Origin of the sequence: Pantoea anthophila, assembly GCF_026104315.1 — a bacterium.
GTDB lineage: Bacteria > Pseudomonadota > Gammaproteobacteria > Enterobacterales > Enterobacteriaceae > Pantoea > Pantoea anthophila.
Genome location: NZ_CP110473.1, coordinates 2,356,585 through 2,369,435 on the forward strand (window position 1 = coordinate 2,356,585; position 12,851 = coordinate 2,369,435).

The following is a 12,851-nucleotide window of genomic DNA, read 5'->3' on the forward strand; positions in this document are numbered from 1 at the left end:
CAGTCAAATCCTGCGTGACGCATCACGCAGCATTCTATTATTCATCCGTATTAATCGTCATCATAATGTGACCGATTTTATTATGCTCTAGCTGAAATGACATGCGTTTGTTATCAGCGTCATAATATAACCAGTGCTGATTATCACTGTCATCGACTGTACCCTGACCATATTTACTGATCAGCACATCCTGACTATCACCGGGTCCAACCCCTCTGGCGGTTTTAATCGCAGGAGTGTCGATGGTTATCTGTGCAATAAGATAGCTGTCGAAATCACGCTGCTCTTTTTGCCAGAACAGGTTCGCGGTGTAGATTTCAAAGCCATCATATTTGTGCTGGTAGTACTTATAGCTGATGTCACCGGCAGGCACATCGCCAACAAAGTTTTCACTTAACTGCTTGCCCGCCTGCTTCTGAGTTTCATCGCTCCATTTATCACCTAATGTAAAAGGATGATTATTGATTATCACGCTAAAGTCAGCGGCTGTTAAGGCAGCAGGGGCCGTAAGGCTTGCCGCTGCAGTAGCCAGATTTACCTGAACGGCAGGGAACAGCAGCGCAAACAACAATACAGCCTTTCTCATAGAAAAAATCATATTTATCAGTCCCTTACTTAAACTCAGGTATGTCAAAAGAAAGATTCGCATTCGGAAAACTGTCGAAAATTTTCTTCATGCTGGTTGTCTGAGCCGTAGCCCAGTTAACATCTGTCGCATATTGATGTGTTCCCGGTGCGGCCGGATTCCAGCGCATTTTATACAAAGTATTCTGACCAGAGCCAACAAACTTATCAGATATCCACTTAGCACCACCATCAATGGCCTTAGCGGGTGTTGTCCAGCCCTGTTTATAAGCGTAGTTAGCGCCAGTTTGCACCGCATTGTGATCCAGCGCACCTATGCCGTACATATTATAAACTTTGGTTCCATTGACCATGACACCTTTAGCTAACTCACTGGTGCCATTTCCCGTCTCCAGCGCTGAATGGGCGGCCAGATACGCTTCATTGACGTTATATTTTTTAGCCGCATCCAGATACGTCTGTTCCTGACCGGACAGTGTGCCTTTATCCTTAAGGAAAGTGCTCATATCCTCTTTGCTGATCCCGGATGAGGAGGAAAGATCTACAAACTGATATTTGTCTTTGCCTTCCATGTGGTTGGCAGGATCGACATATTTTTTGATATCGCCCTCGGTAGCATCTACGAAGCCTTTACTGGTTTTATCCCATTTCAATGGCCTGTCTTTTAGGCCTTTTTGTTTTTTGACCATCTCATCTACCGAGTAGTCATATTTGCTTTTCTTATCGCCAGAAGCAGCATTGGCTAGCGGCGCTGCCGCCCCTTTCGCCGGTGCCGCCGCAGTCTTTGGCGCAGCGGGTGCCGCCTGCCCTTTCTGCTTCGGCGGGAAAAGGTTCTCTACGGCCTGGCTGATGTTCTGTTTATGACCTGAACCCGGGGCGCTTGTGCCCGGTTTAGCGCCATCTGTGTTCAGATTCAGTTTGCCGCCGGATGTGGTGATATGCCCATCGCCCTGCACGAAAATATTGAATCCCTTGCCGACGATATTTATCTGGCCATTCGCGTTAAGTTCGATAGCGCTCTCTCCGCATTCCAGGCGAAGTTGAGTGCCTGAACCCACTACATAGGTATCGACTACCGCATCAAGTTTACCCTTACCGGTCAGTTGCTCTTCGCCACCTTTTACACCGTGGACACGGTTCGTTTCGACACGGTAAAGCTCATTGCCACCTGCGTAATGGCTGTGATTATTAGCGACTGAATGGCTGGCGTCATTTTTAACATGTGTATCCATGTTCTTCTGCGCCTGGATCCAGAGGTGCTCTTCACCCGCCTTATCCTCAAACCTCAGCGCGTTCGCGGTGTCCGCCGTGCCGTCCTTCGACCGGCTCAGGAACCCCATCTGCGTCGCCGCCGCCGGCAGCGCCCACGGCGGCATGCTCGCCTCGTTATACACCCGACCAATGATCAGCGGACGGTCCGGATCGCCGTTGATGAAGTCCACCACCACCTCGTCGTTAACGCGCGGGATCTGCACACCGCCGAACCCCTGGCCCGCCCAGGCGCTGGAGACGCGCACCCAGCAGGAGCTGGTGTCATCACCCTTCGCCAGGCGGTCCCAGTGGAACTTCACCTTCACCCGCCCGTAGCGGTCCGTCCAGATGGACTCCCCCTTCGGCCCCACCACCTTCGCCGTCTGCGGGCCGTGCGTCTTCGGCCACGGCGTCTCCGGCGGCGTGCGCCACGTCACCGACGACGGCAGCACCGTGAAGTCAATGTTGTGGCGGCTCTCCCCGCCGCCGCCGCTGGCGTAGGGGTTCTCGGCGAAGTCATAGGTCGCCGAGGTCACCAGGTATTCGCCGTTGTCGCTGAAGTGCGGCGCGTTGAGGACCGAGAAGGTGTACCCCGGCGCGATGCCGGTGGCCGTGCCCGACCCGCTGACGCGGTGGTGCTCCGCCTGCCACACCTCCTGACGGATGCGCGCGTAGGACTCGCCGTGGCTGTGGTCCACAAAGTGTCCCGGCCAGTCGTAGACGTCCACCGCGCCCGGCACCGGCGACGCCGGGTTCTGCCGCGCCTGCAGCATCCACGCGTTCGGCTTGCGGAAGTCGTAGTCGTCGGTGCTGTACATCCCCGGCGTCACGCTCTCCGACAGCGACCACTGGCTGATGCCCTCCTCCGTCACCACGCCCCCCGACGGCGTGACGTGATAGGCGATGGTCCCGTAGCCCGGAAACGCCTGGTGCTGGTCCGGCGCGTCGCACAGCACCAGCGTGTGTTTGTCCGCCTCGTGGCGGAAGAAGTAGTACATCCCCTCCAGCTCCATCAGGCGGCTGATGAAGTCCAGGCTGCTCTCCTGATACTGCACGCAGTACTCCCACACCCGGTAGCTGCCCGCCAGCCGCGTCTCGACGCTCACCCCGTACTCCTTCAGCAGCGTCTGCACTATCTGCGGCACCGTCTGGCTCTGGAAGATGCGCAGGTTGCGGTCCCGCTTCATCGGCCACAGGTCCGGCTCCACCGTCAGCTCATAGCACGCGTAGCGCGTGCCGTTCAGCTCCTGGCTGCGCACCGCCACCCGGGTGATTTTACCGTTGAGGTAGCGCGGGCTCAGCGCGCTCATCAGGCCGTCGGTCGGCAGCGTGAACGTCACCGGCTGGCCCAGCAGGGCGTGACGGTCGATGCGCGCGTCGGTGGAGAGCAGCTCGGCGGTGAGCACAAACGGGTGCGACAGCGCCTCGGTGCCCTTGAGCGTGTGGAACAGCAGGCCGTCCGCCGGCAGCTGTGCGGTAATGCGTGAGAACATAAGTAATCCCTGACTATTAACTGTGTGGATCAAGCAACCAGACGCCTTCTTCGCTGACGTTCAGCGTCTGCTGACGGGTGCCGCTCTGGCCACTGATGGCAAAGGTGTAGTTGCCCGGCGCCAGCTGCAGTGTGGCAAAGCCATTGACCGCAGGCACCAGCGCCTGCGGCTGACCGTTCACCTGAACCCGTTCACCCTGCTGCAGGCGAATGTAGACCTGCGCCACCGGGGCGGCTGGCGGGGCTGGTTGAGGATCGGGTTCACGTGCGGCGGTCTGCGCTGGCGCGGTTGTCTGAGCCGGGGTGCTGGCAACGCTATCCGGCGGGGTCTCAGCCTGCGTCGGTGGCGCAGCCACCGGCTGATTAACCGGCGCGACGGTGACAGCAGGTGCGCTGTTTTGCGCGGTCTCCGCCGGGGCCGTCTGTTCATCACCACGCGACATCAGCAGACCGGCGCACAGCCCGACCAGCACGCCCGCGGCCACCAGGCCCGGCAGGGCAAAGCGGTGGCCCAGCAGCGTTTTCAGTCGCGAGTCGGGGCTGACCGCCTCCTCTTCTTCGATCGGCACCAGCATGGTGCCCGGCCCGCTCATTTTTGCGCTGAGCAGCGGCTCCGGTTCACGTTCCGGCAGCGCCATCAGCGCCGCAAAGTCATCAATGCTCTGCGGACGATCTTCCGGTTTCAGCGCCAGCGCACGATCGACAGCGCTGAGCAGCGCAGAGGAGTACCCCGCCAGACGACGCTGCACCAGCGGCTGGTAGTTATCTTCGATGCTGCGCACCACGCTCACCGGCGGCGGCGCGCCCGTGATCAGCGTGTGCAACACCGCGCCCAGCGCGTAGATATCGGTCCATGCGCCCTGCTCGCTCTCATCGTTGTCGCTGTACTGCTCAATCGGCGCATAGCCGGGACGCAGCATGGTCTCGCTCTCATCGGAGAGGTTGCCGATGGTTTTACGCGCTGACCCGAAGTCCAGCAGGATCGGCTCACCGCTGCTCTGGATCTGGATGTTATCCAGCGAGATGTCACGGTGCAGATAGCCCGCTTCATGGATGGTTTTAATCGCCCCCAGCAGCGGTGGCAGCAGGCGGCGGATCCAGGATTCATTCACCGACTGCGGCTGACGTTCACGGAAGGTCGAGAGCGTGGTGCCGCTGTAGAACACCGTGCCCATATAGGCGGTGTCGTTCTGCACCCAGAACCGCAGCACGTGCAGCAGGTTGGGATGATTGAAGCGGGCCAGCAGCCGCGCCTCCTGGATAAAGCTGTTCAGCCCGGCGTGAAAGGTTTTGCTGAAACGCTCACTGCGCAGCACCAGGTTGAGATCATCGCTGCGCACCGCCAGCGAGGCGGGCATGAACTCTTTGATGGCGATATCGCGTTCCAGCTGGTGGTCCCAGGCGCGATAGACGATGCCAAAGCCGCCACCGCCGATGACCTCTTTAATCTCAAATTCATTGAAGCGGTAACCCAGCGGCAGGGCGTTGGGGACATTCAGGGGTTGATCATGTTCCGACATATTCGAAAACTCTCTGATGACTAGGCTTTAAACAGCGAACTGGCAGACAAATTCGCCCTGCTCACAGCGCACGGCAACGCGGCGATAGCGTTCATCGCGGGCGTGGGCGCTGAGCAGTATCTGGCTCATCTGCGGTAACAGCGTGTTGGTGAGGATGGCATCGACCATGCGTCCGCCCGACTCCACTTCGGTGCAGCGCTGCACGATCTGATTCACCACCGACTCGTCGATCTCCGCCTCAATGCCGTGATTGTCGGCGAGACGACGCACAATGCGCGCCAGCTGCAGCCGCACAATCTCCGCCAGCATGTCATCGCTGAGCGGGTAGTACGGCACCACCAGCAGACGACCCAGCAGCGCAGGCGGGAACACCTCCAGCAGCGGCTTACGCAGGGCGGCGCTGAGGGCGTCAGGATCGGGCATCAGTTCCGGATCGGCGCACATCGCGCTGATAAGCTGCGTGCCGACATTCGAGGTCAGAATGATGATGGTATTGCGGAAGTCGATGTGACGCCCTTCGCCATCTTCCATCCAGCCCTTGTCGAACACCTGGAAGAAGAGCTCATGCACATCGGGATGAGCTTTCTCAATTTCATCCAGCAGCACCACGCTGTAAGGGCGACGGCGCACCGCTTCGGTCAGCACGCCACCTTCGCCGTAACCCACATAGCCCGGCGGGGCCCCTTTCAGCGTCGAAACGGTGTGCGCCTCCTGAAACTCGCTCATATTGATGGTGATGATGTTCTGCTCGCCACCATACAGCGACTCGGCCAGCGCCAGCGCGGTCTCGGTTTTACCCACGCCCGACGGCCCGCACAGCATAAAGACGCCCGCCGGTTTGTTGGGGTTGTCGAGGCGGGCGCGCGTGGTGCGAACCCGCTTCGCGATCAGATCCAGACCGTGACGCTGGCCGATAACGCGCTGGTTCAGGGTGTCCGCCAGATTGAGTACGGCGTCGATCTCATTCTTCACCATCCGGCCCAGCGGAATGCCGGTCCAGTCAGAGACCACAGCGGCGACCACGCCCGAATCGACGGCAGCGAAGAGCAGCGGCGTGTCACCCTGCAGCGCAGTCAGCTGCTGCTGTGTGGCATCGCGCTGTTCACGCAGCGCCGCATCCTCTTCGGTGGCACAGCGGGCGCGCAGCGCAATCAGCGTCTCGACCAGTTCGCGCTCCTGCAGCCAGCGCTGTTGCAGCGCATCATGTTCCGCTTCCAGCGCCGCACGCTCTCCGGCAATCGCCTGCTGGCGGGTCACGTCACCGAGGCCGACGCGGATTTCACGTTCCACAATCTCCGCTTCAATCTCCAGCGCGGCCAGACGGTGCAGACAATCCTCCAGTGCCGCGGGCTGCGCGCCCTGACTGACCGCCACGCGGGCACAGGCCGTATCCAGCAGCGCCACGGCTTTATCAGGTAACTGACGCGCCGGGATGTAGCGATGCGAGAGTTTCACCGCTGCGCTGACCGCATCATCCAGCAGCAGCACCCGGTGATGCTTCTCCAGTGCGCTGACGGTGCTGCGCAGCATCAGAATCGCTCTGGCCTCATCTGGCTCCTGCACCTGCACGGTCTGGAAGCGTCGGGTCAGCGCCGGATCTTTCTCGATATACTTTTTATATTCCGCCCAGGTGGTCGCGCCGATGGTGCGCAGCTGGCCACGCGCCAGCGCCGGTTTCAGCAGGTTGGCGGCGTCGCCGGTGCCCTGCTGCCCCCCCGCGCCGACCAGGGTGTGGATCTCATCCACAAACAGCACAATCGGCGTCGGGCTGGACTGCACCTCATTGATCAGCGCCTGCAGTCGCGCCTCAAACTCCCCTTTCATCCCGGCACCGGCCTGCAGCAGACCGATATCCAGCAGCCAGAGCTGCACGTCGCGCAGCGGCGCAGGCACATCGCCCGCTGCGATACGCAGGGCAAGGCCCTCGACCACCGCCGTTTTGCCGACGCCCGCTTCGCCGGTCAGCAGCGGGTTGTTCTGGCGGCGACGCATCAGGATATCGACCATCTGGCGGATCTCCTCATCACGCCCGGTCACCGGATCGATACTTCCCGCACGGGCGCGTGCCGTCAGGTCCTGGCCATACTGCGCCAGCGTGCTGCCGCTGGCGGCTGGCGGTGCGCCTGCGGCATCCTGCGGTGCGCTCAGCGCCTGCTGCGCTTCTTTGCTGTTGCCGAGCAGCGTGTCGAACTCCGCCAGCAGGGCATCGGCGTTAATCCGGGCAAACTGACCGGAAATGCCTTTCAGCACGCTGGCGAGGTTAAAGGTTTTTAGGATGCCGATGAGCAGATGACCGCCGCGAATGCGGGTTGCGCCATATTTCAGTGAGGCGTAAACCCACGCCCGCTCAACGGCGCTGTCGATATGCTCAGAGAGGTCGGAGACCGCACTGGCGCCGCGCGGCAGGCGATCCAGCGCAGCGACAATGTCCTGAGTCAGGGCCTTTTCATCCAGTGAAAAATGTGTGATGACCTGCTGTAAGTCGCCATCCTGCTGCTGCATCAGCTGATGCAGCCAGTGCACCAGTTCAACATAGGGATTGCCGCGCAGTTTGCAAAAGGCGGTGGCGCTTTCCAGCGAGGTAAATAACAGCGTATCCAGTTTGCCGAACAGGACGGCACGGCTGATTTCTGACATAAGGGACTCTCTTCAATGAAAGACGCAGGCTGTGTAACAGGGAAAGCGGCTGGGCTAGCGCGAGGCAGCCTCAACCTCAAATATAAAATCTTCGCGATCCTGCGGCTGCGGCATCTGCCCCAGCCAGCTGGTATAACCAAGCCGGGCACCGCCACCCAGTGCCACGCCCCCGACCTCATCTGCGGCGAGGATCAGACTGAGATCCCACTGCATTTCGATGCCGAGGTAGTGACGTACCCAGTCGCGCACTTCGCGCGCGCCGGGGGCATCAGGCAGGAAATGGGCATACTGCGCGGCGCTGAGCGGCCCCAGATGGAGGCGGAAACGATGCTGTACGTCGCGTACCGCCACGCCGAGAAAAGCGGAGGCACCCAGCCGGGGCATATGGCGTCCCGCACCCAGGCGGGCCTGATCGCGGCTGTCCAGCGTAAGCCAGTGCGGCAGGTTCTGCGTCAGCCTGACCGGCACGCCGAAATAGTGCTGCAGAATGCGCACCAGCCCTTCTGCGTCGTGACCGTGACGGCTGAGATGCCCCACCAGCATCAGCCGCGCATGCAGGCTGAGTGAGCTGGCCTGCTGCTGGGCCGGCAACCCGATGCCGGCAAGGCAGGCAAGATAGTTCAGAAAGCGACTGTCGTCGGGCCGATCCAGGGAGACCGTCGGCTGCGCATCCGCCCAGGCGCGATAGAACAGCAGCGTGGCGCGATGATGAAACAGGTCAGCAAATGCCGACAGGCTGTGATCCTGATGATGCACAATCCGTTCGTGCACATATTCGGTCAGATGGGTCGGCAGCGGACCATTGGGGCCAAACAGACCAAAGCTGTAAATCGAAAGATCGTGGCGTCCCGTCTCCTCCCGCGGCGCGGCGCTGGCGACGGTAGAGGGAGCAAACGCCAGTGACGGCGTCTGCCCGATGCGCACCGCTTCAAACTTCGGCAGCGGCGCACGGCCCAGCGGATAACGCTGCCCGCCCTGCGCATCCAGCCGCCGCAGCAGCTGGAACAGATCGTAGCGCCACGGCGCGGCCATCACCTTCTGCCAGAAATCGTCCGGCAGGCGGGTCAGTCGTGGCAGCGTAATGACTTTTTCGCCACTCATATCAGCGCCTTCCGGCCCATGCGCGGCGGCCAGTAGCCGACTTCGCCGCGCTGCTGGCTGTTGAGGGTGAACTCGGTGAAGCTGTTCAGCGCCACAAGGCGGCTGCAGACCCGCTCCAGTACGCTGCCGAGCAGCCACGGGCTGGCACCCGAAAACGCCTGCTCATCCACCTCCAGCGTGATACTGACACCACGCGCAAACACCACCGGGCCTGGCTCCGGCACGCGGCGGTTAACGGCGCTGAGCGTGCAGTGGCGGATGCCGTCAATCTGGCGGGCAACCGGTGCTTCCGCCAGGTTGGCGTAGAGACTTAACAGCTGACGCAGCGCCGCCGCGCCCTCTCCGTCGCTGCTGTCCATCAGGCTGAGGTAGTTCATCTGCAGATGGCTGATCAGCCGCCATGCGGAAAGCCCCTCGGCCAGGGCCGGACGCGGCGGCGTCGGGCCTTTGCACAGCTTCAGCTCCGCCACCGGAATGGAGTCCGGCATGACGAAGTTGCCCTGGTCCTGCTGCAGCATCAGCGGCAGATCGCGGCTGGTACACATCACTTCGGCGGAGAGATAGCGCATCTCATCGCGCCACGGCGCGTGATGCTCATCCACCAGCGAGAGAAAGAGTTCTGAACCGATGTAGCCGGTGCGGGTGCCATAGCGCTGCGCCTGTTCAGACAGGGTGCGCTGCTCGCGGCGCAGCGAGAAGTAGGCGCCATAGTCGCCCTGATCGCCACTGAAGGTGCTCCAGAAGGGGCGGAAAACCTGCTCTTCACGCTTACCCTCAATAGTGGCGAACAGGCGCTGCACCGAATGCACTTCATAATCCAGCGGCCGGATGTTATCCACCACCAGGTGATATTCGTGCTGACTGTCGCTGACCTTCAGGCGCTCTGCCGTTTTCGGGAACAGGTTGATGACCGGGGTGCAGTGCAGCGCCAGGTGGCTGTGATCGACCACGCTCTCCAGCCCACTGTCTGCCTTGTCGAGCAGAATGATGATTTCGAATGCCTGGGCGCTGTCGCAGCGGCGCAGAAACGGCGCAAGCTGGTTCAGGCTGATAAACTGGAAGCGCGCCGGGAACGCGAAATATTCCTGCAACAGACGATAGCCGTCGAAGTTGCGCAGATCGTCCGGCAGCAGCGCCTGCTCCGGCGCAAACCCTTCCTGCTGCAGGGCATCATCTGAAAGCACCTGACGCTGAGGGTGTTTCTCAACGGACTGCAGCACGATGCCCAACCGGTGCGCCATCAGCAGCTCAAGCAGTTTCAGGGCCTGAATATCCGGGCCGCTGAGAAACAGCATAAGGTCATCCACGTTCAGCTGACTCAGCGAGGAGATCCCCTCACAGCTGATGCGGATGCGCAGTGCACTGGCTGCCCCCAGGCCGCTGAGTTTCAGCTCCCCCGTGGGCAGATCGCCGGGCACCCCGCCAAGCGTGACTTCGCTGATGCGCAGCGGATGCAGCATCACATCCTGGGCGGTGGTATAGCTGCAGGTGACGCCGGTTTTTTTCAGGTTCTGGCTTTCCATCATGGTGCCACGCGGCACATGGAATCCCTGGGTGATGTCCCCTTTCCGGCTGTCCGGGGTCAGCTGGGCGATCGCCATCGACGGCGTCGGCGACAGATAGGAAGGCGCAATCATCTCCAGCAGACGCTGCGAGAAGCGCGGAAACTCCGCATCCATCTTCAGCTGCACGCGGGAGGTCAGAAAGGCGAATCCCTCCATCAGCCGTTCGACGTAGGGGTCCGCCACGTCGATGCCGCGCATGCCCAGACGTCCCGCCACTTTGGGATAGCGCGCCGCAAACTCCGCCCCCATCTCACGCAGATAGGCCAGTTCGCGGTTGTAGTAGTCGAGCAGATTGCTGTCCATGATTACCCTGCATCCTGAAGTTCGAAATGGCCGCTCTCCAGATCAACCTGGGTGCGGAACAGAAACGCCAGCGGATAAGGCACACACCAGAGCCGCCCTTTGATTTCAATCGACAGCACGTTGTGCAGGCTGAGCGAACTGAGATCGCTCACGCACCGCACCTGCAGGCCCTGCGGCAGAATGCGCGGTTCGAAGTGGAGAATGGCGTTGGTCATTTTACGCTGGATATCCTGCCACTCGATATCGGAGACATTCTGTCCGGCCAGGGGTGCCACGCCGAAATTCCAGACCGAGCGCTGCACCTGATCAAAGCCGCTGAGATCCTGCTGCGCTTCGTTATTGATGGTATTAAACAGCCACTGCAGATCGCGCAGAACGTGGCGGCGCAGCGTGCTGTGCGTAATCAGCATGCTGTTCTCCGCCTCCTGCTGCTTCTCCGGCGCGTTGTCGGTAAGACGATCCAGCAGCGAGGATTGCAGTTTGTCGCGGGACGTTAACGCATCGCGCTTTTTGCGCGCACGAAAGCCGCCATGCAGCTGGGCATAGCCGTCATTCTGCCCGCCTGAATCATGACTCATCAGCACTCTCAACGTTATCAAACAGGACCTGCTGCAGACTCAGCAGCGAAAACTCTGCGCTGTCGGTGAGCCACATTTTTTGTCCCTGACCGATGAACTGATCCGGATCGTCGCCCAGCGGCTGCCATTCGGTGGCACCGGCACGCAGAAAACGTTCATCCGCCCCCGCCAGCAGCGGATAGCGCGCCGGGATCTGGCACACCTGCTCACTGCCATCAATCAGCTGCACGCGCGTATGACGCCACACCAGATCGGTGACGCTGGCGGGCGCCTGAAACTGCATTTCACGGATCGCCGCGAACGGGATCCAGTAGTAACGGCCCTGATTGATGACTTCACACACCGGCCCGAAGCGGCTGTCGCCATCCATCAGCCAGCTGAAGGCCGAAGGCTGATCCTGCTGAGTGGCGCTGCCGGGATTCGCGGCAGCGAGTTCGAGTGCTTCGGCACGCAGTGCAGAGCCACGTGCGGCATCGCCCTCTGCCTCCGCCTGCAGTGCGGCCAGCAGCGTGTCGCACCAGTGCCAGGCACTGCCGGGCAGCACCGGCTGCGCCTCGCCACGCAGCACGGCGTCGCGCTGCAGCTCACCGGCAATCGCCTGCTGCAAAAGATTCACCGTCGGCTGCGCCTGCGGGCTTAACGCCAGCCAGGATTGCAGCTGGGTCTGCGCCCGCGACCAGTTGCCTGCCAGGCAGAGCAGCTGCACAAACGCGGCCCGCAGGTCAGCGCTGGCCGGAGAGGCCTGGATCTGGCGGGTAACATCAGCCAGCGCTTCGCTCAGCGAGGCATTGGCCAGACGATGCTGTAAGGTTTCCATGCAAACTCCTTTTGCGTCAGTTGAGGGTGCGATAGACCGCAGCGGCCGGATCTTTCAGTTCAGGATGCAGCTTTTCCACCAGCTTCACGCTCAGCGCCGCATTGCCGCTGATCCACGGCGACCAGACTTTGCGCACCTCCTGCAGACGTGCCGCGACCGCGCTCTCATCCGCAGCTTCGCTGACCGGCATCTGTACGACGACCTGCGGGCTGGCCTGCCAGCCGTTAAACCGGTTGCTGAACGGCAGTATCAGCCAGCTGTCCGGTGATTTTTCGTTGCTCAGCACCATCCGCTCGCTGTTGACCGTAGTGATGTGCAGTTCGGTGGTCGCCGACTGATTGCTCAGCCCCATGACCGGGAAGCCCTGCAGGAAGGTCACACCCACCTGCGCCGTCGCGCCGTTACCCTGCTGCGTCAGGCTGCTGTGTCCGCTGAGCCAGCCATCCGACCCGCAGACCAGCCCCTGCTTTGCCGGAACAAACAGCGCGCTACCCTGAGCCGGGTGCTGCCACCAGGTGCGGAAATGGCAGCCATCCAGCAGACTGAACTGCAGCCACGGCGAGGTGTCTGCCTGCGCGGCGTTGACCAGCGGATCGGCAGGCACGGCGGCGGCCGTGGCGGCCGGTGTCGCAGGCGGTGTTGCAGGCGGCGTAACCACGGTTTTCCACTGCTGCGCTCTGGCAGCGCTGCCGGTCGCGATTTCACTGCCCTGCGCGTCGGTGAGCTGCCAGTGCAACTGTTGCAGCGGTTTACACTGGGACGCCATCAATCCGGCAACGCGCGGCAGGAAGGTTTTCAGCACCGCCGGGTCTTTTTCACCCAGCGTGACGATCCGCAGAGAGATCGTGCTGTTACACCAGCTCGACAGCTGATTGTTTTTTACGTTATCGATCCAGACATCCAGTTTCTGTGCCGGGGACTGGACGATGCGATAGTTTTCAGCATAAGCGTGCGTGCTGAGCAGCAGCGCTGCCAGACCCAGTAATCCATATTTCATGTTGG

Annotated in this window: 9 protein-coding genes; all 9 read right to left on the reverse strand. The window is 61.2% G+C overall.

Annotated elements, in window-relative coordinates; genetic code table 11:
* Nucleotides 1-37: 37 nt before the first annotated feature.
* From OJ965_RS13425 to OJ965_RS13465, 9 genes are read right to left on the reverse strand one after another with little or no spacing between them, the layout of a single operon-like run.
* Nucleotides 38-598 (reverse strand): hypothetical protein, encoded by a 561-nt coding sequence (locus OJ965_RS13425; RefSeq protein WP_150030054.1) that lies wholly within the window; start codon nucleotides 596-598, stop codon nucleotides 38-40.
* A gap of 13 nt (nucleotides 599-611) precedes the next feature.
* Entirely contained in the window at nucleotides 612-3,329 is a 2,718-nt protein-coding gene (gene tssI / locus OJ965_RS13430) for a type VI secretion system tip protein TssI/VgrG (protein WP_265136305.1), read from the reverse strand.
* Between the two features lie 16 nt (nucleotides 3,330-3,345).
* Nucleotides 3,346-4,848: a serine/threonine protein kinase gene (locus tag OJ965_RS13435; protein ID WP_167428354.1), complete on the reverse strand. Its 1,503-nt coding sequence runs from the start codon at nucleotides 4,846-4,848 to the stop codon at nucleotides 3,346-3,348.
* Between the two features lie 27 nt (nucleotides 4,849-4,875).
* Nucleotides 4,876-7,485: a type VI secretion system ATPase TssH gene (gene tssH / locus OJ965_RS13440; protein ID WP_265136309.1), complete on the reverse strand. Its 2,610-nt coding sequence runs from the start codon at nucleotides 7,483-7,485 to the stop codon at nucleotides 4,876-4,878.
* Between the two features lie 54 nt (nucleotides 7,486-7,539).
* Nucleotides 7,540-8,586, reverse strand: coding sequence for a type VI secretion system baseplate subunit TssG (tssG, locus tag OJ965_RS13445; protein WP_009090735.1), 1,047 nt, complete (start codon nucleotides 8,584-8,586; stop codon nucleotides 7,540-7,542).
* On the reverse strand, nucleotides 8,583-10,454 hold the full coding sequence (tssF, locus tag OJ965_RS13450) for a type VI secretion system baseplate subunit TssF (RefSeq protein ID WP_265136311.1): 1,872 nt from the start codon (nucleotides 10,452-10,454) through the stop codon (nucleotides 8,583-8,585). The genes tssG and tssF overlap by 4 nt, the downstream gene beginning before the upstream one ends.
* 2 nt (nucleotides 10,455-10,456) lie before the next feature.
* Nucleotides 10,457-11,032 (reverse strand): type VI secretion system baseplate subunit TssE, encoded by a 576-nt coding sequence (tssE, locus tag OJ965_RS13455; protein WP_009090738.1) that lies wholly within the window; start codon nucleotides 11,030-11,032, stop codon nucleotides 10,457-10,459.
* On the reverse strand, nucleotides 11,022-11,849 hold the full coding sequence (locus tag OJ965_RS13460) for a type VI secretion system accessory protein TagJ (RefSeq protein WP_265136315.1): 828 nt from the start codon (nucleotides 11,847-11,849) through the stop codon (nucleotides 11,022-11,024). Before OJ965_RS13460 ends, tssE begins: the two co-directional genes overlap by 11 nt.
* Before the next feature lie 16 nt (nucleotides 11,850-11,865).
* Complete coding sequence (locus OJ965_RS13465; RefSeq protein ID WP_140028380.1) at nucleotides 11,866-12,846, reverse strand: hypothetical protein; 981 nt, start codon at nucleotides 12,844-12,846, stop codon at nucleotides 11,866-11,868.
* Nucleotides 12,847-12,851 lie beyond the last annotated feature (5 nt).